The organism is Pseudomonas sp. TZ252 (genome assembly GCF_056110345.1).
Window position 1 is genome coordinate 3,729,709 of record NZ_CM148566.1, and the last position, 20,721, is coordinate 3,750,429.

Consider the following 20,721-nt stretch of genomic DNA (forward strand, 5'->3'; position numbering starts at 1 on the left):
ACTGCATTTGAATGGCAAGCATTAAAGGAAAATTAGTAGAATTTCCCATTTGTGCGGCTTTTGTGGGTTTTTATTCTTTCTCGGCGGTGAAAGCTTGTCCTCGATTGCGCCGCCGGCACGCTCTCCGCAACGGAAAATTCTGCGGCCCCATGCCGCAGAAGAGCCAGCCGCCCTTGTGCGATCATTTCGTTCCCCGTGCCTGGGGCGTATAACGACAGGCGCATTCTTCTTTTCGGCATGACCCGGCGCGAGCGGCCATCCGGCCCGCTACGCGGTGGTCTTCATTCAAGACGGCGGGAGTCGCAGGTGGCGACCACTCTGAAACGACAAGGCATCGGTGCATGGCTGGCTCTGTTCGCCATGCTGATGATCTTCGTCGGGCCGCTGATCTCCCAGTCGATGCCGATGGACCACCCGATGCCGATGGGCGTGGGGATGGGCCACGAAGGCATGTCCCACGAGAACATGGACCATGGCGACATGGCCCATGCCGGCTGTTCCGATACCCAGCGCTCCGTCGTCCATGCCGGCATGCCGGGGATGGGCGGCGAGGAAGGCAATCGCCTGGCCAGCGACGTGCTCTGGGAGAAGTGCGGTTATTGCAGCCTGTTGTTCCACAGCCCGCCGCTCACCGAAGACGCCTGCCTGGCGCTGTTCTCCGTTCCCTTCGCGACGGCGCCCGCCGTCGCTTTCCTGAACGAGGCGTTCGTCGCCTCGCCGGTGTTTCCCGGCGCCCGTACCCGTGCGCCGCCGTTCCTGATCGCCTGACCTCTTTCAATCCGATAGCCGCCGCTTCCTGGGGGCACCGGCGCGTCTTCGCCGCGCCGGTGACGCGAGCCTGGCCGCGTGCCTGCTCGCCGTGGGGGCGGGGCGGAAGTCACATAGATCATGGAAAAACGTATGTCTACTCAACAACGAGCGGCCGGCAACGCCTGCCCGACCGCCGCTTTCAGCTTCGACCCTGCCCGTCTCGCACAACGCCGCCGCTGGGCGGGAGCCTTCGCCGCTCTGTGCGGCCTGGCCCTGTCTCCGTCGGCGCTCCTGGCCGAGGAACACTCACAGTACCAGGATCACGCCGTGGAGCTGGCGCCGAGCGTGGTCACCGGAGTCGCCCAGAGTTCGCCGCTGACCATCGTCACCAATCCCAAGGAGCCGCGCCAACCGGTGCCGGCCAGCGATGGGGCCGACTACCTGAAGACCATTCCCGGCTTCGCGGTGATCCGCAACGGCGGCAGCAACGGCGACCCGGTGCTGCGCGGGATGTTCGGTTCGCGCCTGAACATCCTCACCAACGGCGGCATGATGCTCGGTGCCTGTCCGAACCGGATGGACGCGCCGACCTCCTACATCTCGCCGGAAACCTACGACAAGCTCACCGTGATCAAGGGCCCGCAGACGGTGCTCTGGGGGCCGGGCGCGTCGGCCGGGACGATCCTCTTCGAGCGTGAGCCGGAGCGCTTCGGCGAACTCGGCTCGCGGGTCAACGCCAGCCTGCTGGCCGGCTCCAATGGCCGCTTCGACAAGGTGCTGGACGCCGCCGCCGGCAACCGGCTCGGCTACCTGCGCTTCACCGGCAACCACGCGCAGTCCGACGATTACGAGGACGGCGCCGGGAATACCGTGCCGTCGCGCTGGAAGAAGTGGAACGGCGACGTCGCGGTCGGCTGGACCCCCGACGAGGACACCCTGATCGAACTCACCGCCGGCAAGGGCGACGGCGAGGCACGCTACGCCGGGCGCGGCATGGACGGCTCGCAGTTCAAGCGCGAGAGCCTGGGCCTGCGCTTCGTCAAATCGAACGTCAGCGATGTGCTGGAGAAGGTCGAGGCACAGGTCTACTACAACTACGCCGACCACATCATGGACAACTTCCGCCTGCGCACTCCCGACCCATCCAGCATGATGCCCATGCCGATGGCGTCCCAGGTGGACCGACGCACCCTCGGCGGTCGCCTGGCGGCCACCTGGCGCTGGGACGACTTCAAGCTGGTCACCGGGGTCGACGCCATGCGCAACGAGCACCGCGCGCGCGGCTCCAAGTACGACATGATGACCGACTACTACACCGACGCCGACCAGTTCCCCTGGAGCAAGGACGCGGTGTTCCACAACTACGGGGCCTTCGGCGAACTGACCTGGTTCGCCGCCGAGCGCGACCGGCTGATCGGCGGGTTGCGCCTGGACCGCGCCTCGGTCAAGGACTACCGGCAGACCCTGAAGTCCGGGCACATGGGCCACGCCATGGCCAACCCGACGGCCAACGACACCCGCGCCGATACCCTGCCCAGCGGCTTCGTGCGCTACGAGCACGACCTCGCCGACTCGCCGACCACCCTCTACGCCGGCCTCGGCCATGCCGAGCGCTTCCCCGACTACTGGGAGCTGTTCTCGCCCAAGCGCGGGCCGAACGGGTCGGTCAACGCCTTCGACAAGATCAAGCCGGAAAAGACCACCCAGCTCGACTTCGGCCTCCAATACAACGGCGACAAGCTGCAGGCCTGGGCCTCCGGCTACGTCGGGGTGGTCCAGGACTTCATCCTGTTCAGCTATCGCGAGGGCATGATGGGTTCCTCGACCCAGGCGACCAACGTCGACGCGCGGATCATGGGCGGCGAGCTGGGCGCTTCCTACCAGCTCACCGGCAACTGGAAGACCGACGCCAGCCTGGCCTATGCCTGGGGCAAGAACAGCTCGGACGACCGCGCGCTGCCGCAGATCCCGCCGCTGGAAGCGCGCTTCGGCCTGACCTACGAGGAAGGCGACTGGAGTGCCGGCAGCCTGTGGCGGGTGGTCGCGCCGCAGAATCGCATCGCCAGGGACCAGGGCAACGTGGTCGGCAAGGACTTCGACAAGAGCGCCGGCTTCGGCGTCTTCTCGCTCAACGGCGCCTACCGGGTGACTCGCAACGTCAAGCTGAGCGCCGGTGTCGATAACCTGTTCGACAAGGATTACACCGAGCACCTGAACAAGGCCGGCGACGCCGGCTTCGGTTTCTCCGCCAACGAAACGGTTCCAGAGCCGGGCCGGACCTTCTGGACCAAGGTCGACTTCAGCTTCTGAACCTTCAACGAGGCCCCGTCCAGCGGGGCCCGCCTTGCCTGTGTGCGCTCCGATGAGGTGATCCATGCAATCGAACGAAAAGAACGGCCGTGACTTCTACGCGCTGGCCTGGCGCTGGCATTTCTACGCTGGCCTGTTCGTCGCGCCCTTCATGATCCTGCTGGCGCTGACCGGAATCGTCTACCTGTTCAAGCCGCAACTGGATGCGCTGCTCTATCCGCAACTGCTGCGGGTCGAGGCCGGTGCGCAGATGCGCAGCGCCGACCAGTTGCTCGCCGGGGTGCGCCAGGCGCACCCGCAGGCCGCCGTCAGCCAGTACCTGCCGCCGAGCGAGGCGGGGCGCAGCGCGCAATTCGTGATTGGCGAAGAGGGCAGGCAATGGAACCTCTTCGTCGATCCCTACAGCGGGCGCGAACTCGGCCGCCAGGATGCGCAGCTGAATCTCCAGGCGGTGGCCCGGGCACTGCATGGCGAGCTGATGGTCGGGACCGTCGGCGACCGGCTGATCGAGCTGGCCGCCGGCTGGGGCATCGTCCTGGTGGTCTCCGGTCTCTACCTATGGTGGCCGCGCGGGCGGGCGGCGAGCGCGCTGTTCTGGCCGCGCCTGCACCTGCGCGGACGACCGCTGTGGCGCGAGCTACATGTGCTCGCCGGTTTCTGGGGCAGCCTGCTGTTGCTGTTCATGCTGCTCAGCGGGATGACCTGGACCGGCTACTGGGGCAAGCAGTTCGCCGATGTCTGGAACCGTTTCCCGGCGGCGATGTGGAACGATGTGCCGACCTCCGACATGCAGGCCGGTAGCCTCAACAGCGCGTCGCGCCAGCAGGTGCCCTGGCCGCTGGAGAACACTCCGCTGCCGCGCTCGCAGCCGCCGGCGGCCGACGCCCATGCCGAGCATCGCGGGCATTCCGCCCAGGCCGGGCACGCGATGCCGATGGACATGCCGATGCCGGCGGGCATCCCTCTGCAAAGGGTGGTGGATATCGCCCGCGAGCGCGGCGTGGCGGCGGGCTACGGGATCGCCCTGCCGAGCGGGATGGAGGGGGTCTACACGATTTCCGTGTTCCCCGACGATCCGCGCCACGACGCCACCCTGCACATCGACCAGTACAGCGGCAAGGTTCTCGCCGACGTGCGTTGGCAGGACTACAACGCGGTGGCGAGGAGCGTGCAGATGGGCGTCGTGCTGCACGAAGGCAAGCTCTTCGGCCTCGGCAACCAGTTGCTGATGCTCGCGGTCTGCCTGGCGATCCTGCTCAGCTCGGCGAGCGGCCTGTGGATCTGGTGGAAGCGCAAGCCGGCCGGACGCCTTGGCGTGCCGCCGCTGCGCCACGAGCTGCCGCGCTGGAAGAGCGGCATCGCCATCATGCTGGCGCTGGGCGTGGCCTTCCCGTTGGTGGGGGCCTCGCTCCTGCTGGTCTGGGCGCTGGACTGGCTGGTGCTGTCGCGGCTGCCGGCGGTTCGCCGGGTCCTGGCTTGAGACCTGCTGCCCGGCGCTCAGTCGAGGTCGAGCTGGCGGGTCTTCCAGAGTGCCGCCAGCAACAGCACGCAGAGCAGCGCCTCGGTGCCGAGCCAGAGGAAGGTGGTTAGCGCCGGCGAGGCGTCGATCAGCACACCGTAGAGGCGCGCCGCGCCGCCGCTGGCGATCACCGCCAGGGCGGCGAGCAGGCCGAGCACCAGGTAGCGGGGGCGCAGGGCGGCATAGCCGAGCAGCAGCCCGATGCCGAAGCTGGTGCCGCCGTAGCTGGCGCGCAGGTCGGTGAGGGCGGCGGGGGTGAGCGGTTCGCCGCTGGTGAGCAGGGAGGCGAGCGGGCCGGGGAAGAAGACGAAGCCCAGGCCGAGGACCACGAACAGTGTCGAGCACAGCCAGAGCAGGCGAAGCGGGTGAGTCATGCGGTGTCTCCCTTGGTCATGAAAGGGGTGCATCGACGCGCCCCCTGTTCCTTCTGACCTCAGCCGGCGCCGCGTTGCTCACTTCTCAGGGCTGGAAGGCACCGATGAAGATCGCCGGGTCGACTCGCGCGTCGTTCAGGCTGACGTTCCAGTGCATGTGCGGTCCGGTGGCCCTGCCGGTGGCGCCGACCTTGCCGAGTACGCCGCCGCGCGGCACCTGCTGGCCGAGCTTCACGTCGATCTTCGACAGGTGGCAGAACATGCTGATGAAGCCCTGGCCATGGTCGACGAACACCGTCTTGCCATTGAAGAAGTAGTCGCCGATGAGGATCACCTTGCCGGCCGCCGGCGCCTTGATCGGCGTACCGGCCGGTACCGCGAAGTCTAGACCGGAATGCGGGTTGCGCTCTTCGCCGTTGAAGAAGCGGCGCAGGCCGAAGGGGCTGGAGAGCGGACCGTCGACCGGCTTGTCGAGCATCAGGTTGCTGGGCAGGCCGGGACTGAAGCGGCGGTAGGCGGCGGTCTGCTCGGCGAGTTCGCGTTCGATGCGCTTGAGGTCTTCCGGCAGCGGATTGACCTGGCGCTTGTTCTTCAGGGTGATGCGCTGCTCGCGGTAGTGCTTGCTGCCGACGCTGAAGCGTTCCTCGTGGTTGCCGGTCGCCGCCCGCACTTCCAGCTTCTGCGGGCCGGGCTTGGTGCTCAGCGGGATGCCGACCACGGCGATCCAGCGGCGGCCTTCCTCGCGCACCACCAGCACCGGCTTGCCCTGGTAGAAGGCCCGCGGCGGCGGGCCTTCCTCGCCGAGGTCGACCACCGCCACCCCGCCGGGCACCGGCTTGTTCAGCAGGCGCATGATGAAGCTGTCGGCCTGGGCGGGCAGGGCGCAGAAAGCGGCGAGCAACAGCGTGGAAACGAAGGCTAGGGTGCGGGGCATCGGCTTCTCGACTCGTCGGGCGTCAAAGCCGTCTATGCTGGCGGAAGAGCGCGGCGGGGGAAAGCCCGCAAGGGTTGCAAACGTTTTCACCTGCGGCACTCTGTCGCGCCCGGCGTTTTTACTTTTGCCCCGCGCTCAGGCATAAAGGGCCCATTCTCCGGAGAACCGACGATGCCCCTGTCACGGCGCCCCGTGGCCTGGCTGGCCAGCCTGGCCGTGCTGATGAACCTGTTCGTGGTGCCGCTTTCGCAGGCGCTGACGACGCAGGAGCGCGCCTCGTTGCTGCTCGGCGGCTTCTGCAGCACCTCGTCCGATTCGCTGCTGCGCCTGAAGCTGGGTGCCGCGCTCAAGGACATCGATCTTCCCGACGACCACGAAAGCCTGGCCCCGCACCTCTGCTGCTGCGCCGGCGCCGCCGGCACGCCCGGACTGGTCGCCTCCTGGCCGGCATTGCCACTGGCGCCGCTGGCCAGCCCGGCCCGTAACGCCTTCTCCGCCACCGACCTGCCTCCCCTGCGCTATTGGCGCCTCGCCAATCCGCGCGCTTCTCCTGTCGCCTGACTCCTCCCCCGCGCCTTCGACAACCTGGACCTTCGGGTCGGGGCAGGTCGCGGCGCAATACCCTAGCTTCCCCCCTGGAATCGCCGGTCCGACGGAAAAAGACCGGTCATACGCTACTGGAGAGTCACCATGCGCACATCCTTCTTTGCTGCCGCGGCCCTGCTGGCCGTTTCCGCTTTCGCCCAGGCCCACGAGTACAACGCCGGCCAGCTGCACATCGAGCATCCCTGGGCGCTGGCCCTGCCGCCGACCTCGCCGAACGGCGCGGCCTACTTCGTGGTGCAGAACCACGGCAAGGAAAACGACACCCTGCTTGGCGCCGACACGCCGCGCGCGGCTTCCGCCGAGGTGCACGAGCATGTGCACAAGAACGGCATGATGAGCATGCAGAAAGTCGACAGCGTCGACGTCGCACCAGGCAAGGACCTGCGCTTCGCTCCCGGCGGCTACCACCTGATGCTGATGGGCCTGAAGCAGCCACTGGTGGCCGGCGAGCGCTTCCCGCTGACGCTGCATTTCCGCAAGGCCGGCGACGTGCCGGTGGAAATCGTCGTCGAGTCCAAGGCGCCGGCCGAACAGGGCGGGCACGAGCAGCACGGCCACTGAGCGCTGTGTCGAGCAGGGGCGCCCGGCGCCCCGCCTTTGCGTGCGAGGTTCAGAGCATGAACAGCAACAGATATCCCTTGCCGGCGCAGACCGGCCTGGTGGTGGCTCCCGGCCTGCCGCCGAAGAACTCCACCCTGCGTCCGGACCAGCTCAACAAGCGCCTGAGCAGCGCCTGGCACCATCTCTACGACCTTTGCCCGGAACTGCTGAAGATCGATCCGCCGGATGGCCTGACCATCCTCCGCGGTTTCCTGCAATGGGCGGCCGAGCAGAAGGCCGCCTGGAACTGGGCGATGCACCTGCGCCTGTACTGCTGGCTGTTGCAGTCGCCGTTCGGCGCCAAGGTGACCGACGAGCATCTGGAGGTGCTGATGGACGCCTCCGCCGCGCGCTGGACGGTGGACGACACCAGCGCCAACCGCGGCATCCTCCTGGCCAGCCAGGGCGGTGCGCACATCACCCAGGACTGGAAGGCGCCGCAGGCCGGCGCCGGCACGCGTGTGCCGCTGGAGCGCCTGGACCTGCCGGCGCCGAACTGGACATTCGCCTATTGCGCGGTGCCCGACCCGCGGCTGCGCGAGTTCCCGGGCTGGAAGCCGTTGCCGGCGCGCGGCTCGCTGGTCGGCTGAGCGCTCGCCGCCCCGCGTGGGGGGGGCGGCGCCGTTTCAGCGGTTGGCCAGGGCTCGCTGGTTGGAGTCGTAGATGTTGTCGCGTTCCGGAACGTGCCGGCCGGCGAGGCTTTCCAGCCACTCCTCGGTGCTGAGCACGGCGGCGAAGGAGGACTGCAGGACGATGCCGAAGATCCGGTGGATCTCTTCCGCGCTGGCCTGGCCGGCGCGGTTGCGGTAGGGCACCGAGCCGCTGGCGTCGTGCAGGTATTCCACCTGCCAGCCTTCGTGGATCGCCTGGCGGATGGTCGAGTCGTCGCAGTGCTGGGTCATGTAGCCGACCACGGCGAGGGTGTCGATGTCGCGCTCGCGCAGCCAGTCGGCCAGCCCGGTGCCGACGAAGGAACTGGCCAGTTGCTTTTCCACCTTGTGCTGGTAGGGCCGCGAGGCGACCACCTCGTGCAGCTCGGCCTGCCGGCTGCCGCGCGCGAACAACGGCGAGTCCGCCGGTGCCAGGTGCTGCACCACGACGATCGGGATGCCCGCCGCGTGGGCGGCATCCATGGCGGCGCCGATGCGTTCCAGCGACGATTGGATGGCGGGAAATTCGATACGCAGGTTGCCGCTGACGTATTCGTTCTGTACGTCGATGACCAGCAAGGCGCGTTTGGGTTGACGTGCGGACATGGCGTTTCCTCCTGAGTGGGTGAGGCAGATTCTGGTCCCGGCGCGGCGTAGCGAGTGAGTGGCCTGAGAGACAACTTTCGCTAGAATCGGGCCAACCCGCTCATACCCACCGAGGTGCGCATGTCCCGCCAGTCCGTGGCCGTGGTGGCCTTCGACCGCATCAGTCCGTTCCACCTGTCGGTGCCCTGCCTGGTGTTCGGCCAGGAGTGCTACGACCCCTGCGCGCAGGCCTTCGACCTGCGTGTCTGCACCGCCGAGCCGGGCCGGCTGCGAACCACGGTGGGGTTCACCATCGAGGCCGAGGCCGGGCTGGAAGCGCTGGCCGAGGCGCAGACCGTGATCGTGCCGAGCTGGCGCGATCCACACGAGCGTCCGCCACAAGCGCTGCTGGATGCGTTGATCGCGGCCCGTGCACGCGGTGCGCAACTGGTGGGCTTGTGCCTGGGGGCCTTCGTGCTGGCCGAGGCCGGGTTGCTCGACGGTCGCCGCGCCACCACCCACTGGATGTGGGCGGAGGATTTCGCCGGGCGCTTCCCTGCGGTGCGGGTGGAGCCCGACGTGCTGTACATCGAGGACGACAGCCTGCTGACCTCGGCAGGCACCGTCGCCGGCATCGACTGCTGTCTGCACCTGGTCCGCCAGCGGCTCGGTGCGCAGACTACCAATCACCTGGCCCGGCGCCTGGTGGTGGCGCCGCATCGACAGGGCGGCCAGGCCCAGTTCATCGAGCAGCCGCTGCCGGACAGTGCCCAGGACGGCCGTCTCGGCGAGCTGCTGGTGTGGCTGCGGCAGAACCTCGACCAGGCGCACAGCCTGGACAGCCTGGCACAGCGGGTGCTGATGAGCCGGCGGACCTTCACCCGGCATTTCCGCCAGCTCACCGGCACCACCGTCAGCCAGTGGCTGCAGGCCGAACGCCTGGCCCTGGCCCAGCGCCTGCTGGAAACCACCGAGCATTCGGTGCAGGCGATCGCCGGGCTGGCCGGCTTCGGTTCGGCGGTGTCGTTGCGCCAGCAGTTCTCCGCCGCGTTCGGCCTGCCGCCGCTGGGCTACCGGCGCGCCTTCGCCTCCTAGTCCGCCGGAGGGCGCTTCTGCAACTGCTGGCGCCAGAGCGCGTCCATCGCCTGCAACTGCACCGGGCCGAACAGCGCCTGCGTCGCGCCGGTGTGCCAGGCCCAGAGCTGGTCGCCGAAATCGTAGTGCCACCATTCGCTGGGCAGGTTGCTGAAACCGGCGTCGAGCATCGCGTGATAGAGCAGGCGACGGTGATCGCGGACGCGTCGCTGGCGCGTGTCGGGCTCCGCCAGGCGTTCGAAGTAGGCGGTGTAGGAGGCCGGCACGGCTTCGTCGAAGGCGCTGCCCATGTCCAGCCAGCGGCCCTGGGCGTCGCACAGGGTGACGTCCACCGCGCCGCCGGTGAGATGCGGGCTGGGCGCCTCGCGGCTGCTGCTCGGCGGCGAGACGAACTGGCGGGTGAGCCGTTCCAGCTCGGCCTCGCCGGCCCGTGGGTAGTGCGCGGCCAGGGCGCTGGACAGGCTGTCGTAGAGATACTGCTGCACGGCGAACGGCCGCCAGGCGTCCAGCACCACCAGGCGCACGCCGCCGGGGAGGGCGGCGGCGACCCGCAGGAGACGCTCGAAGACCTCGCCGCGAGCGTGGCACTCCGGGATCGCGTGAGGAATTCCGAGCTTGTGGTAGGCCGGCCAGACGCTGAAGTCGCGGCTCAGCCCGAGCGCCTCCAGCGGCGTGCCGGCATCGACGATGGGGATGCCGGCCACGGCGTGCCAGTCGGGCTCCGGGAGAACGGGGATGGCTTGGGTGAAGTCGGTCATGGCGTCAATTGAGCAGGCGTGGCAGCCACAGGGTCAGGGAGGGGAACAGGATCAGCAGCGACAGCACCCCCAGGGCCACGAGGATGAACGGCCAGATACCCTTGAACATTTCCAGGATATCGAGGCGGCTGATGGTCGCCACGATGAACAGGCAGGCGCCCATTGGCGGGGTGATCAGGGCGATGGTGATGTTCAGGGTGAAGATCAGCCCCAGGTGCACCGGATCCACGCCGGCGGCCAGCGCCACCGGAGCGACTATCGGCGTCAGCAGCATCAGTACCGAGACTTCTTCCATGAGCATGCCGCAGACGAAGATCACCGCGCTGATGATGAACAGCATCAGGGTCGGCGAGTGGCCGAACGGCTCCAGCAACTGGGCGAACTCGCTGGCGACCTGGGCGTAGTTGAGCAACCAGTTGACCACCGAAGCGGCGGCGATGATCACGTAGATGCTGGCGGTCAGGCGTACCGTCTCGCGCAGCGAGTTCCACAGCCCGACCAGGCTCAGTTGGCGCTGGAGCAGACCGACCAGCGCCACGTAGAGAGCGATCAAGGCGCCCGACTCGGTGGGCGTGACCAGTCCCAGGACGATTCCGGCGACGATGATCACCGGCGCGATCAGCGCGGTCAGGGCGCCGGACAGCGCCGCCAGGATCTCGCCCCAGGCCGGCGCCGCATGGCGCGCCTGCAGCCCGTTGCGGTAGGCGTACACCGCGTTCAGCAGCATGAAGGCGGCGGCCAGCAGCAGGCCGGGAATCACCCCGGCGAGGAACAGCTCGCCCACCGAGGTGTTGGTCAGCGAGGAATAGAGGATCATGAAGATGCTCGGCGGGATGATCGGACCGATCAGCGAGCTGCCTGCGGTCAGCCCGGCGGCGAAGCGCCGCGAGTAGCCTTCCTTTTCCATGGCCGGCACCAGCAGGGTGCTGAGTGCCGAAGCGTCGGCCGCGGCGGACCCGTTGACCCCGGCGAAGAACACCCCGGCGACCACGTTGACGTGGCCGAGGCCGCCGCGGAAGTGGCCGACCAGGGCGTTGGCCAGGCGCATCAGGCGCGGGGTCATGCCGGAATGGTTCATCAGGTTGCCGGCCAGCACGAACAGCGGGATCGCCATCAGCGAGAAGATGTCCATGCCGCCGAAGAAGCGCTGCGGCAGGGTGTTGGCGAACAGCGCCGGGTCGACGAAGAGGAACCCCACCAGCGCGGTGAGCAGCAGGCAGAGGAACAGCGGCAGGCCGAGCAGGAGGTTGACCACGAAGGCTGCGATCATGGCGATGGCCATCATGCCTGCGACCCTCCCTCGACGGTGGTGCTGGCCGGCTGCCGCGGCCAGGGCCCCTGGAGCAACAGCATGAGGGTCAGCAGGCCGAAGCCGAGCGGCAGGCTGAGCAACGGCCAGGTGCGGCTGATGCCCAGGCCGAGGCTGCGGAAGCGCCCGGCGTTCAGCGCGTAGCGGGTGCTGACCCAGGCGGCGAAGGCGAAGAAGGCCAGCGCCAGCAGCCACTGGTAGAGCCTGAGGGCCTGCGCCAGGCGCGGCGGCAGGCGTTGTTCCAACAGGTTGACGCGCATGTGCCCGCCTTCCATCCATACCGCGCCGAGCGCCAGCATTACTGCGCCGATGATGAGGTAGCGGGCCAGTTCGTCCATCCAGATCGGCGAGCTGCCGAGCAGGTAGCGGGCGAACACGCCGTAGATGAGCAGGACCAGGTCGAGCAGCAACAGCAGCGTGGCGAGGTTCAGCAACGCGGCGCGCATGCCCTTGAGCAATGACGGCATGGGAGGCACTCCGGAAAGTCGGACAGGCGCGCCCGGCCGACGGCAGCGGCCGTCGGGGGGCAACGCGCGAAGGTCAGGGGGCGGTGGCGAGACCGGCGTCGCGGAAGGCCATCTCGGTCCAGCGCGGCTCGATGTCCTGGGTCTTCAGCCAGGCCAGGTAGGACGGCTGGCCTTTCTCGCGGAAGGCGGCGAGGTCATCGGCGGACGGCTGGATGATCTGCATGCCCTTTTCCTTGAGGAACGCCAGGTCGCGCTCCTGCTGGGCAGCGACCGCCTCGCGGTTCAGCCGGGTGGCTTCGGCGGCGGCGTCGAGCAGGGCCTGGCGCTCCTTTGCCGGGAGGCTGGCGAGCAGATCGCCGTTGGCCACCAGGAACTGGTCGGAGTACTGGATGTTGGCCAGGGTCAGGTACTTCTGCACCTGGTAGAGGCTGCCGAGGATGATGTAGGAGGTCGGGTTCATCTGGCCGTCGGCGACGCCGGTGCGCAGGCCCATGTACAACTCGGTCCAGGGGATCGGCGTGCCGGAGGCGCCGAAGGCTTCGTAGAGCGCCACCTGGCTGGGATCCATGGCGCGGAAGCGCAGGCCCTGGAAGTCCGCCGGGCCGTGGATCGGCTTCTTGCCGTTGGTGAAGTTGAGGAAGCCGCCTTCCTCGACCACCGCCAGCAGCTCGGTGCCGGTGCGCTCGCGGAAGGCCTCGCGGGCGGCCTGCCAGTAGCTGCCGCTGTCGAAGAAGGCGTGGGCCGCGGCGGCATCCTTGAACATGAAGGGCGTGGCGCTGACGTAGATCTCCGGGAACAGCGGGGCGATCCCGGCGAAGGAGGCGATGTTCAGGCCGGGGCCGGTCATCACCTGTTCCATGCGCTGCTCCTCTTCGCCGAGCATGCTGTTGGGGTAGAGCTTGAACTGCAGTTCGCCGCCGCTCTTTTCCTCGGCCAGGCGCTTGAGGTTGCTGGCGAACAGGTGCACCAGGTTCTTCTCGCTGTCGGCGGCGCCGTTATAGCTCAGGTTGAGGGTGGTGGCGGCCTGGGCGAGGCTGCCGCCCAGGCCCAGGGCGGCGGCCAGCAGTCCGGCGGCGAAGCGGCGGGCGAGGCCGCGGCGCGGATTCGTGTGCATGTTGTTTTCCTTATGGCAGTCCGAACGGTCGAGGGATCGGCGGCACTTCTTGTCGGGGCGCGGGGCCGGGTGCTCGCACGAAAGCGAAGCAACGCTAGCCGTTGTCTCGTTGACTATTCAAGTCCGGACGTGATGCGAAAAAGGCAACGCCTCAGCGCTGCGAGAGCCCGGGCGCGTCGCCACTGAAGAAGCGCATGCCGCGGCGCAGGTGTTCCAGGCAGGCGATCGCCGCCACGGTCAGCTCGCGGCCCTTGTGGCTGACGATCCGCGCGCGGGCGTCGCGCAGCGCCGGGTGGGCCAGCGGCAGGCAACGGATATGCCCGGCCTCGATCTCGTGGCTGACCGTCAACTCCGGCATGAAGGCCACGCCGATGCCGGACTTGACGAAATTGGTCAGCACCGCCACCGAGTTGGTGCGCAGCTTCGGCCTTAGCTCGATGCGCTCCAGTTGGGCGGCGATCACCGCCAGTTGGCCCATGCCGGTGCTGTTGTGGATCAACGCCAGCGACTCGTTGCGCAGCGCGCGCATCGGCACCGCTCCGCGGTGTCCGGCGAGGGCATGGTTGGCGGGGATGATCAGGTCGAGGGGCTGGCGGGTGTCGACGTGCACGTCCAGTTCGCCGTCCTCGACCGGGGCGTAGACCAGGGCCAGGTCGACGGCGTCTTCCTTGACCAGCGCCACGCCTTCGTTGGCCCCGGCCATGCGGACCTCCAGCTCGATGCCGGGGTAGCGCAGGATGAAGCTCTGCAATGGCTGGGAGATCAGGTCGGCGATGAAGCCCTCGCCGACCGCCAGGCGCACCTTGCCCTGGCGCAGCCCCTGCAGGGCCGACAGACGCGACAGCACGCCCTCTTCGTTGGCCCGTTGCTGGCGGTAGTGCGCCACCAGCAGTTCGCCGGCCTCGGTAGGCGCCACGCCCTGCGGGGTGCGTTGCAGGAGGCGCACGCCGAGATGTTCCTCCAGGCTGGCGAGCTGCCGGCTGATGGCCGAGGGGTCGATGTTCAGGTGCTGGGCGGCGCGGCGAAGAGAACCGTGGTGGATCACCTCGTTGAGGTAGGCCAGGGCCCGTTGGCTGAGGCGGATCATCGCGGCTCAGTCCAGCAGCGACAGGGTCACCGGCGTCCGGTGGTTGTCCTCGACCCGCACCTCCAGTTCGCCTTCCGCCAGGCGCGCCTTCAGGCGCTGTCCCGGCTGGGTCTGGCCGGCATCGCGGATCGCCCGGCCACGCTCGTCGAGGAGGATGCTGTAGCCGCGGCCCAGGGTCGCCAGCGGGCTGACCACGTTGAGCGTCTGCGCCAGTCCTTCGAGGCGCTGACGACGATCCTTCAGTACCTCACGGGCGGCGCGCGGCAGGCGCGCGGCGAGGCTGTCGAGCTTCTGCCGGAGCAGCGCCAGGGTGCGGCCCGGATGCTGTGCGGCGAGACGCGTCTCCAGGCGGACCAGGCGTTCGTGGCGGACCGCCAGCTGGCGCTCGAAGGCACGGCGCAGGCGCATGTCCAGGTCGTCCAGGCGCTGTGCCTGCTGGCGCAGGCGTTCGCCGGGATGGCGCAGGCGGCGGGCGACGCCTTCCAGGCGCAGGCGTTCGCGCAGCAACTGGTCGCGCATGCGCAGCACCAGGCGCCGGCGCAGGCCGTCGAGACGCTGCTGCAGGTCGCCGGCGTTGGGCGCCAGCAGTTCGGCGGCGGCCGAAGGCGTCGGCGCGCGCACGTCGGCGACGAAGTCGCTGATCGATACGTCGGTCTCGTGGCCGACCGCGCTGACGATCGGCGTGGCGCAGGCCGCCACGGCGCGCGCCACCGCTTCTTCGTTGAAGCACCAGAGGTCTTCCAGGGAACCGCCGCCACGGGCCAGGATCAGCGCGTCGAAGCCCTGCCGGTCGGCCAGTTGTAGCGCGCGGACGATCTGCGCGACGGCCTCGCGGCCCTGCACTGCGGTGGGCACCAGGGTCAGCTCGACCTGCGGTGCGCGGCGGCGAAACACGCTGATGATGTCGCGGATCACCGCCCCGCTGGGCGAACTGACGATACCGATGCGGCGCGGATGGGCGGGCAGCGGACGCTTGCGTTCGCTGGCGAACAGGCCTTCGCCGGCGAGTTTTTCTTTCAATGCCTCGAAGGCCAGGCGCAGGGCGCCGTCGCCGGCCGGCTCGACGGTATCGGCGATCAACTGGTAGTCGCCGCGTCCCTCGAACAGCGAGATCTTCCCGCGCACCTTTACCGCCAGCCCGTCGCGCAAGGCCTGGCGTACGCGCAGGGCGTTCTGCCGGAACAGCGCGCAGCGGATCTGCGCGTTGCTGTCCTTGAGGGTGAAGTAGACATGGCCGGAGGCCGGCCGGGCGAGGTTGGACAGCTCGCCCTCGACCCAGACCTGCGGGAACACGTCTTCCAGCAGCAGGCGGGCGCGCTGGTTCAGTTGGCTGACGGTCAGCACCTCGCGATCGAGGCCGAGCCGTTGGAAGGGATCGTTACGCATGGGCGGCATGATAAGGCGGCGCACCGGGATGTGCGATCAATCCTTGGCTTCGTTCGGCAGATTCTCCAGGAAATATTCGACGAAGCCTTCCACCAGGGGACTATCGTCGCGTCGCCAGGCCAGCGCCACCTCGCTGTATGCCTCGGCCTCGGCCAGAGACATGAAGCGCACGGCGGGCGGTGCGATGGCGCGCATCGAGGCGGGCACCAGGGCGACGCCGAAGCCGGCCTCGATCAGTTGCAACTGGCTGGTTTTGCGCGACAGCGCGCGCGCCGGGCGTGGGTAGAAACCGGCGCCGAGGCAGAGTTCGGCGGCGCGATAGCTGAGGCCGCCGCGTTGCAGGTGGGGAATGGAGACGAAGGTTTCTCCGGCCAGGGCGGCCAGGGCCACGGGGGCTTCACGGCGGGCCAGCGGATGGTCGGCGGCGAGAGCCAGGAGCAACGGCTCGCGGTACAGGGCGCGCAGGTGCAGCCGGGGATGCTGGCGCAGCACCGGCAGGCGCAGCAGGCCAAGGTCCAGGCGTCCTTCGGCGAGATCGGCGAGTTGCTGCTCGGAGGATTGCTGGGTCAGTTCCAGGCGGACGCCGCTCTGCGCCGCGAGGTAGCCGCGCAGCGCCGCTTGCAGGCCGCCCACCAGCGGCACCGAGCTGGAGTGCCCCAGGCGCAGCAGGCCATGGCCGCCTTCGCCGACCTCGCGAGCCAGGCGCCGGGCGGCCTCCAGGTCGTCGAGCAGGCGCTGCGCGCGTGGCAGGAAGGCGCGACCGGCCGGCGTCAGCTCGACCTGGCGCGGACCGCGGCGGAGCAGTGGGGTGCCGATGCTGTCCTCCAGTTCGCGCACCTGCCGGCTGAGCGCCGACTGGGCGACGAACAGGCGTTCGGCGGCACGGCTGAAGCCGCCGGACTCGACGATTTCGACGAAGTAATGGAGTTGCCGCAAAGAGATCATCGGAAGATTCCCCATGCCTTTTCGAGATGGCTACAGGGCTCGGATTGTATTGGCTGGCGCGCCGTTGCGCTCGCTAGAGTGCGCAGGTCGTCGTTCCGGGAGTCGCCATGTACTCGCTCGATCCGTCAGTCCTGTTCGCCGCCCTGCCGTTCAGCCTATGGCAATGGCTGCTGGTCGAACTGGCCATCGTCCTCGCCTATGTGGTGTTCGGCATCGCCGGCTTCGGCACCGCGCTGGTCGCCGGCCCGTTGCTGGCCGGGGTGCTGCCGCTGTCGCAGATCATTCCGCTGCTGGTCCTGCTGGATTTCAGCGCGTCGTTCGGCAACTGGCTGCCGGCGCGGCGGCAGATCGCCATCACTGAGCTCAAGCGTCTGCTGCCCTGCATGTTGCTGGGCTGTGCGCTGGGGGCGTACGGACTTCTGGCGCTACGCGCGGAGCTGCTGATGCTGGCCCTCGGCGTGTTCGTCAGTCTCTATGCGCTCTACGCGCTGTTCCTCCAGCCACGCGGCCAGCCGCGCTGGCGGGCGACCTGGGCGTTGCCCTTCGGTGTCTTCGGCGGGCTGTTCGGCGCGTTGTTCGGCAGCGGCGGCTTCCTTTATTCGCTGTACCTGAACGGACGCCTGGCGAGCAAGGAGCAGATGCGCGCCACCCAGAGCGCGCTGATCGGTTGTAGCACCTTCGTCCGCCTGGGGCTGTTCCTGCTCGCCGGGCTGTATGCCGCGCGCGAGCCCTGGCTGCTCGCCGCCTGCCTGCTGCCGGGCATGGCGCTGGGCCTGTGGATCGGCCGTCGGGTGACCCTGCGTCTGTCGCGTGAAGCCTTCGTCCGCCTGGTCACCTGGCTGGTGCTGTGCAGCGGCCTGGCGCTGGTCGGGCGCTACCTGGCCGCTTGAAGCGGCTGCGCCGGGCACAGGCCGAACTGTGCGGCCAGCTCTTCGAGGCGCTGGCGCTGGAAGTCGCGGAACGCCGCGTTGGGCTGCTGCAACTCGATGAAGTCGCGCAGCGGGTCGCGCACCGCGCTGCGCACGCCGCTGAGTTCTTCGATCACAGCCAAGCCGCAGAACGGCACGTAGGCTTCCGAGTAGCCGCCTTCGTGGACCACCACCAGGCGTCCGCCGGCATGCCGCTCGGCCGCGTCGCGGACCATCGCGGTCATCGCCCGGAAGCTGTCGCTGTGCAGTTGCATGCGTGCCAGCGGGTCCACCGCGTTGGCGTCGAAGCCACTGGCGACCACGATCAATTGCGGGCGGAAGCGCTCCAGCGCCGGCAACACGATGCGTTGCATGGCCTGCATGTAGGCGTCGTGACCGCCGCCGGGAAGCAGCGGCACGTTGAGGTTGAAGCCACGACCGCGATCCTCGCCGATGTCTTCGGCGCCGCTGTAGCCAGGCGGGAAGCAGCCGTCCTGGTGCAGGGAAATGCTCAACACGTCGTCGCGCCGGTAGTAGATCGCCTGGGTGCCGTTGCCGTGGTGCACGTCCCAGTCCAGCACCGCGACCCGCTCGACGCCGTGGCGCGCTTTGGCCGCCTCGATGGCCACGGCGATGTTGGCGAAGAAACAGAAGCCCATCGCCTGGTCCGGCAGGCAGTGGTGACCCGGCGGCCGCGACAGCGAGTAGGCGTTGTCCGCCTCGCCGGCGAGCACCGCGTCCAGCGCGGCGATGGCCAGGCCGGCGGAGAGCCGGGCGATCTCGTAGCTGCCCGGGCCGATCGGCGCGTCCTGGCCGAGGCTGCCGCCGCCGGCGTCGCTCAACGCCTTGAAGCGTTCCAGATAGTGCGCCGGATGCACGCGCAGCAGGTCCTCGTCGCTCGCCGGCGGTGCGCTGCGCAGTTGCAGGCGGGCGGTCAGGCCGGACACGTCGAGCAGGCTTTTCAGCCGGCGCTTGGTTTCCGGTGATTCGGCGTGTCCGGCGGCGGCAGGCGGTTGCACCCAGCCGCCGACCGGCAGGGTCAGCGCGTGCGGGCCGGCGGCGTGCCAGAGGCAGAGTTCGTCGAAGAAGAAAGCGGTACGTCGGGTCATGGCGGGTATCCGTGGTTCGGGAAAGGGTTTCAGCGTGGCCGGCAGGCCAGGGCCAGCAGCAGCGAGAGGGCGGCTAGGCCGGCGGCGATCGGCAGCAGCGGGAGGAAACCGCCGCTGTCTTCGATGAGTCGTCCTGCCAGCGCCGGGCCGATGGCCAGCCCGCCGCCGATGACCAGGTTGGAGGCGTTCATCAGGCGGCCGGAGCGGTCCAGGTCGGCGAGGCAGGCGAGGATGAACGGCAGGGCGAAGGTCCAGGTGAACTTGAACAGCAGCGCGGCCAGGGCGAAGCGCGCCAGCGGCGGCTGGCCGATCAGCAGGAGGATCGCCGCGGCCATCGCCATGTAGCCGCCGAGCAGCATCAGGTCGCGCGGCAGGCGGTTGCCGATGAAGGAGGCGCAGGCCGCCCCGGCGATGCCCATCAGGGTGGCGACGGCGAGTACCTCGCCGCTGGCGCCGGCACCGATCCCCGCGCCTTCGGCGATGGCGCCGATGAAGGTCCAGACGCCGCTGAGGCTGATATAGAAGGTGAGCACGGCGAGGATACCCAGCCCGACCCGCAGTCGCGAGTGAACCGCGCCGGTACTGGCGCGGGCTTCCGCTGGCGGGCTGCCACTGGGGAAGGCCCGCGACAACGGCAGGGCGAGGCCCATCAGGCCGGCCAGCAACAGGTAGCAGGCGGCCAGGCCGAAGCGTTCGAACAGCGCCGGCAGCAGTGCCAGGCCGACGGCGCCGACCACCAGTTGGCCCATCACCCAGAGCCCGTAGACCCGGCTCGGGGTGGCGGTGCTGGCGGCGCTGGACAGGCAGAGGATCATCAGCGAGCCGCCGGCGAGGGCGCTGCAGAAACGCAGGGCGAGCAGCAGCGGGTAGCTGCCGGCCAGCGCCGAGGCCAGGTTGGCGGCGATGAACAGCAGGCCGGCGAGCAGCGCCGCGTGGCGCCAATCGACGCGTTTCAGCCAATGGAAGGCCGGCAGCGTCGCCAGGCTCATGGCGCCCAGCTCCACCGAAAACAGGTCGCCGACCCGCGCCGGGCTCAGTTGCCACTGGGTCGCCAGTTGCGCGGCGACGGCGGGGGCGGTCATCAGGATGGTCGGGGTGATCGCGGCGAACACCACGATGGCCGCGAGCAGCGCGAGGTTGCCGGACGCCGGAGAGGCGCTGGCGAGAGTCTTGTCGGAAGCGCTCATGGCTGCGCCTCCTCAGAACACATGGACCAGGCGCAACAGGGCCTGGCTGCCATGGAAAGCATTGTCGGTGGCGACGTTGCGCGAGAGACCGAACATCAGGCTGTTGCGCCGGTCCAGCCAGTGGCCTAGCTCGAAGCCGAGTTGGGTGTAGCGCTGGTGGGTGTCGTCGAGGGTATGGCCCTGCAGCTTCAGTTCGCCGCCATCGGCGTGCACCAGCTTGAGGGCGCCGTAGGTGCTCTGGCTGAAGTCGTAGGAGGCGAAGGCTTGCAGGCGATAGAGCGGTTTCTGTTCCAGGTCGCTGCCGAAGTAGTCGTCGTTCTTCGCGTAGAACTGCGCTTCCAGGTTGGCTTCCAGCACCCAGTCGCGGCCGATGCCCTGGGTGTAGTTGTAGACGAAGGTGGCGCCCCAGCGGTTGGCGCCGGGCGAGACATCGGGGTTCTTCGCGTGGTACTCGCCCAGCGGCAGGGTGATCAGGGTCAGCAGGCCGCTGTAGCGGCGCCGTTCCGGGTCGTTGACGAAAAACAGGGTGCCGCCGACCTGGGGATCGCCGAAACCGGTCTCGCCGGTATGCCCGACGCTGCCGGGCAGGCGCGCATCGATGTCGACGAAGGGAATGATGAACTGCGGCGTGCAGAGAGTGCCGCAGATGTCGCTGAAGAACACCTGGCGGTAGGCCACCGCGTTGGTCTTCAGTTCGGCCTTGCCGTTGCGATCGGCCGGCCCGTGGAACTCATGGGCGCGGGTCGCCGGCAGGTAGAGTACGCCGAGCGTGGTGCCCGCCGGGGCGCCGAAGAAGTCGCGGGCGTTGAGGTCGGCGGCGCCGGCCTCGGCGCCCAGCAGGAGCTGGATGCCGAACAGCGCGAGGGCGCTGGCGGTCGGTGCGGCCATCGAGGCGGTGCGGTGGGTCATGTGTCGGTCTCCCCGGTCGTTGTGTGCCCGGCGTTCGTCGCGCCGGTGGTGGTTGCGCCTTTTCGCAGGCGAAAGGGCGCCCATGCCGCCCTTGACGGGGCGGTCGAAGCGGTGATGGC

Annotated in this window: 21 protein-coding genes; 8 read left to right on the top strand and 13 right to left on the bottom strand. The window is 68.8% G+C overall.

Going from position 1 to position 20,721, the window contains the following annotated elements; genetic code table 11:
* Positions 1 to 306 precede the first annotated feature (306 nt).
* From ACYAF3_RS17290 to ACYAF3_RS17300, 3 genes are all read left to right on the top strand, one after another.
* Positions 307 to 768 carry a DUF2946 domain-containing protein gene (locus ACYAF3_RS17290; RefSeq protein WP_003158780.1) on the top strand — a complete coding sequence of 154 codons (462 nt, stop codon included), beginning with the start codon at positions 307 to 309 and terminating at the stop codon, positions 766 to 768.
* A 120-nt stretch (positions 769 to 888) separates the two neighbouring features.
* Positions 889 to 3,060 carry a TonB-dependent copper receptor gene (locus ACYAF3_RS17295; RefSeq protein WP_017148415.1) on the top strand — a complete coding sequence of 724 codons (2,172 nt, stop codon included), beginning with the start codon at positions 889 to 891 and terminating at the stop codon, positions 3,058 to 3,060.
* 64 nt (positions 3,061 to 3,124) lie between these two features.
* Positions 3,125 to 4,540 (top strand): PepSY-associated TM helix domain-containing protein, encoded by a 1,416-nt coding sequence (locus tag ACYAF3_RS17300; protein WP_003105378.1) that lies wholly within the window; start codon positions 3,125 to 3,127, stop codon positions 4,538 to 4,540.
* 17 nt (positions 4,541 to 4,557) lie between these two features.
* On the opposite strand, the gene ACYAF3_RS17305 is transcribed toward ACYAF3_RS17300, so the two are convergent.
* Together ACYAF3_RS17305 and ACYAF3_RS17310 are read right to left on the bottom strand one after the other, a co-directional pair.
* Positions 4,558 to 4,953 (bottom strand): DUF4345 domain-containing protein, encoded by a 396-nt coding sequence (locus tag ACYAF3_RS17305; protein WP_004345627.1) that lies wholly within the window; start codon positions 4,951 to 4,953, stop codon positions 4,558 to 4,560.
* Positions 4,954 to 5,038: 85 nt separating this feature from the next.
* Positions 5,039 to 5,887 carry a M23 family metallopeptidase gene (locus ACYAF3_RS17310; RefSeq protein WP_003092745.1) on the bottom strand — a complete coding sequence of 283 codons (849 nt, stop codon included), beginning with the start codon at positions 5,885 to 5,887 and terminating at the stop codon, positions 5,039 to 5,041.
* Between the two features lie 171 nt (positions 5,888 to 6,058).
* On the opposite strand from ACYAF3_RS17310, the gene ACYAF3_RS17315 reads away from it, so the two are divergent.
* The 3 genes from ACYAF3_RS17315 (at position 6,059) to ACYAF3_RS17325 (ending at position 7,683) form a co-directional block, all read left to right on the top strand.
* Positions 6,059 to 6,448, top strand: coding sequence for a DUF2946 family protein (locus ACYAF3_RS17315; protein ID WP_003105383.1), 390 nt, complete (start codon positions 6,059 to 6,061; stop codon positions 6,446 to 6,448).
* 129 nt (positions 6,449 to 6,577) lie between these two features.
* Positions 6,578 to 7,054: a copper chaperone PCu(A)C gene (locus tag ACYAF3_RS17320; protein ID WP_003105385.1), complete on the top strand. Its 477-nt coding sequence runs from the start codon at positions 6,578 to 6,580 to the stop codon at positions 7,052 to 7,054.
* 56 nt (positions 7,055 to 7,110) lie between these two features.
* Positions 7,111 to 7,683, top strand: coding sequence for a putative natural product biosynthesis protein (locus tag ACYAF3_RS17325; RefSeq protein ID WP_003092738.1), 573 nt, complete (start codon positions 7,111 to 7,113; stop codon positions 7,681 to 7,683).
* A 36-nt stretch (positions 7,684 to 7,719) separates the two neighbouring features.
* Here the strand turns inward: ACYAF3_RS17325 and ACYAF3_RS17330 are convergent, their stop codons facing one another.
* On the bottom strand, positions 7,720 to 8,349 hold the full coding sequence (locus ACYAF3_RS17330; protein ID WP_003105389.1) for a cysteine hydrolase family protein: 630 nt from the start codon (positions 8,347 to 8,349) through the stop codon (positions 7,720 to 7,722).
* A gap of 120 nt (positions 8,350 to 8,469) precedes the next feature.
* On the opposite strand from ACYAF3_RS17330, the gene ACYAF3_RS17335 reads away from it, so the two are divergent.
* Positions 8,470 to 9,423, top strand: a complete 954-nt coding sequence (locus ACYAF3_RS17335; RefSeq protein WP_034082529.1) for a GlxA family transcriptional regulator — start codon at positions 8,470 to 8,472, stop codon at positions 9,421 to 9,423.
* On the opposite strand, the gene ACYAF3_RS17340 is transcribed toward ACYAF3_RS17335, so the two are convergent.
* From ACYAF3_RS17340 to ACYAF3_RS17370, 7 genes are all read right to left on the bottom strand, one after another.
* Positions 9,420 to 10,181: a M15 family metallopeptidase gene (locus ACYAF3_RS17340; protein ID WP_023083327.1), complete on the bottom strand. Its 762-nt coding sequence runs from the start codon at positions 10,179 to 10,181 to the stop codon at positions 9,420 to 9,422. The two genes, ACYAF3_RS17335 and ACYAF3_RS17340, sit on opposite strands and share 4 nt — an antisense overlap.
* Before the next feature lie 4 nt (positions 10,182 to 10,185).
* Positions 10,186 to 11,466: a TRAP transporter large permease gene (locus tag ACYAF3_RS17345; RefSeq protein WP_003105394.1), complete on the bottom strand. Its 1,281-nt coding sequence runs from the start codon at positions 11,464 to 11,466 to the stop codon at positions 10,186 to 10,188.
* The gene (locus tag ACYAF3_RS17350; RefSeq protein WP_003162603.1) at positions 11,463 to 11,957 is read right to left on the bottom strand and encodes a TRAP transporter small permease; all 495 of its coding nucleotides are present in this window, start codon (positions 11,955 to 11,957) and stop codon (positions 11,463 to 11,465) included. The genes ACYAF3_RS17345 and ACYAF3_RS17350 overlap by 4 nt, the downstream gene beginning before the upstream one ends.
* Before the next feature lie 73 nt (positions 11,958 to 12,030).
* The gene (locus tag ACYAF3_RS17355) at positions 12,031 to 13,071 is read right to left on the bottom strand and encodes a TRAP transporter substrate-binding protein (RefSeq protein ID WP_003105399.1); all 1,041 of its coding nucleotides are present in this window, start codon (positions 13,069 to 13,071) and stop codon (positions 12,031 to 12,033) included.
* Between the two features lie 151 nt (positions 13,072 to 13,222).
* On the bottom strand, positions 13,223 to 14,158 hold the full coding sequence (locus ACYAF3_RS17360; RefSeq protein WP_003092728.1) for a LysR family transcriptional regulator: 936 nt from the start codon (positions 14,156 to 14,158) through the stop codon (positions 13,223 to 13,225).
* Positions 14,159 to 14,164: 6 nt separating this feature from the next.
* A complete protein-coding gene (gene xseA, locus ACYAF3_RS17365) occupies positions 14,165 to 15,544 on the bottom strand; it encodes an exodeoxyribonuclease VII large subunit (RefSeq protein WP_003113813.1) in 1,380 nt (459 codons plus the stop codon).
* 36 nt (positions 15,545 to 15,580) lie between these two features.
* A complete protein-coding gene (locus tag ACYAF3_RS17370) occupies positions 15,581 to 16,489 on the bottom strand; it encodes a LysR family transcriptional regulator (RefSeq protein ID WP_128669554.1) in 909 nt (302 codons plus the stop codon).
* Positions 16,490 to 16,596: 107 nt separating this feature from the next.
* On the opposite strand from ACYAF3_RS17370, the gene ACYAF3_RS17375 reads away from it, so the two are divergent.
* Complete coding sequence (locus ACYAF3_RS17375) at positions 16,597 to 17,379, top strand: sulfite exporter TauE/SafE family protein (RefSeq protein ID WP_128669556.1); 783 nt, start codon at positions 16,597 to 16,599, stop codon at positions 17,377 to 17,379.
* On the opposite strand, the gene ACYAF3_RS17380 is transcribed toward ACYAF3_RS17375, so the two are convergent.
* Genes ACYAF3_RS17380 through ACYAF3_RS17390 form a run of 3 tightly spaced genes read right to left on the bottom strand, consistent with a single transcriptional unit; the run spans position 17,364 to position 20,602 of the window.
* Positions 17,364 to 18,506, bottom strand: a complete 1,143-nt coding sequence (locus ACYAF3_RS17380) for a class II histone deacetylase (RefSeq protein ID WP_003113816.1) — start codon at positions 18,504 to 18,506, stop codon at positions 17,364 to 17,366. The genes ACYAF3_RS17375 and ACYAF3_RS17380 overlap by 16 nt on opposite strands.
* A gap of 29 nt (positions 18,507 to 18,535) precedes the next feature.
* Positions 18,536 to 19,693 (bottom strand): MFS transporter, encoded by a 1,158-nt coding sequence (locus tag ACYAF3_RS17385; protein WP_058153675.1) that lies wholly within the window; start codon positions 19,691 to 19,693, stop codon positions 18,536 to 18,538.
* Between the two features lie 12 nt (positions 19,694 to 19,705).
* Positions 19,706 to 20,602 carry a transporter gene (locus ACYAF3_RS17390; RefSeq protein ID WP_003118318.1) on the bottom strand — a complete coding sequence of 299 codons (897 nt, stop codon included), beginning with the start codon at positions 20,600 to 20,602 and terminating at the stop codon, positions 19,706 to 19,708.
* Positions 20,603 to 20,721 lie beyond the last annotated feature (119 nt).

Excerpts from the sequence above, each read along its gene's own strand:
- ACYAF3_RS17295 (WP_017148415.1), top strand. The coding sequence starts at position 889 with ATGGAAAAACGTATGTCTACTCAACAACGAGCGGCCGGCAACGCCTGC.
- ACYAF3_RS17375 (WP_128669556.1), top strand. The coding sequence starts at position 16,597 with ATGTACTCGCTCGATCCGTCAGTCCTGTTCGCCGCCCTGCCGTTCAGC.
- ACYAF3_RS17385 (WP_058153675.1), bottom strand. The coding sequence starts at position 19,693 with ATGAGCGCTTCCGACAAGACTCTCGCCAGCGCCTCTCCGGCGTCCGGC.
- ACYAF3_RS17355 (WP_003105399.1), bottom strand. The coding sequence starts at position 13,071 with ATGCACACGAATCCGCGCCGCGGCCTCGCCCGCCGCTTCGCCGCCGGA.
- ACYAF3_RS17390 (WP_003118318.1), bottom strand. The coding sequence starts at position 20,602 with ATGACCCACCGCACCGCCTCGATGGCCGCACCGACCGCCAGCGCCCTC.
- ACYAF3_RS17380 (WP_003113816.1), bottom strand. The coding sequence starts at position 18,506 with ATGACCCGACGTACCGCTTTCTTCTTCGACGAACTCTGCCTCTGGCAC.
- ACYAF3_RS17370 (WP_128669554.1), bottom strand. The coding sequence starts at position 16,489 with ATGATCTCTTTGCGGCAACTCCATTACTTCGTCGAAATCGTCGAGTCC.
- ACYAF3_RS17320 (WP_003105385.1), top strand. The coding sequence starts at position 6,578 with ATGCGCACATCCTTCTTTGCTGCCGCGGCCCTGCTGGCCGTTTCCGCT.
- ACYAF3_RS17330 (WP_003105389.1), bottom strand. The coding sequence starts at position 8,349 with ATGTCCGCACGTCAACCCAAACGCGCCTTGCTGGTCATCGACGTACAG.
- ACYAF3_RS17325 (WP_003092738.1), top strand. The coding sequence starts at position 7,111 with ATGAACAGCAACAGATATCCCTTGCCGGCGCAGACCGGCCTGGTGGTG.
- ACYAF3_RS17310 (WP_003092745.1), bottom strand. The coding sequence starts at position 5,887 with ATGCCCCGCACCCTAGCCTTCGTTTCCACGCTGTTGCTCGCCGCTTTC.
- ACYAF3_RS17305 (WP_004345627.1), bottom strand. The coding sequence starts at position 4,953 with ATGACTCACCCGCTTCGCCTGCTCTGGCTGTGCTCGACACTGTTCGTG.
- ACYAF3_RS17300 (WP_003105378.1), top strand. The coding sequence starts at position 3,125 with ATGCAATCGAACGAAAAGAACGGCCGTGACTTCTACGCGCTGGCCTGG.
- xseA (WP_003113813.1), bottom strand. The coding sequence starts at position 15,544 with ATGCGTAACGATCCCTTCCAACGGCTCGGCCTCGATCGCGAGGTGCTG.
- ACYAF3_RS17335 (WP_034082529.1), top strand. The coding sequence starts at position 8,470 with ATGTCCCGCCAGTCCGTGGCCGTGGTGGCCTTCGACCGCATCAGTCCG.
- ACYAF3_RS17360 (WP_003092728.1), bottom strand. The coding sequence starts at position 14,158 with ATGATCCGCCTCAGCCAACGGGCCCTGGCCTACCTCAACGAGGTGATC.
- ACYAF3_RS17345 (WP_003105394.1), bottom strand. The coding sequence starts at position 11,466 with ATGATGGCCATCGCCATGATCGCAGCCTTCGTGGTCAACCTCCTGCTC.
- ACYAF3_RS17315 (WP_003105383.1), top strand. The coding sequence starts at position 6,059 with ATGCCCCTGTCACGGCGCCCCGTGGCCTGGCTGGCCAGCCTGGCCGTG.
- ACYAF3_RS17340 (WP_023083327.1), bottom strand. The coding sequence starts at position 10,181 with ATGACCGACTTCACCCAAGCCATCCCCGTTCTCCCGGAGCCCGACTGG.
- ACYAF3_RS17350 (WP_003162603.1), bottom strand. The coding sequence starts at position 11,957 with ATGCCGTCATTGCTCAAGGGCATGCGCGCCGCGTTGCTGAACCTCGCC.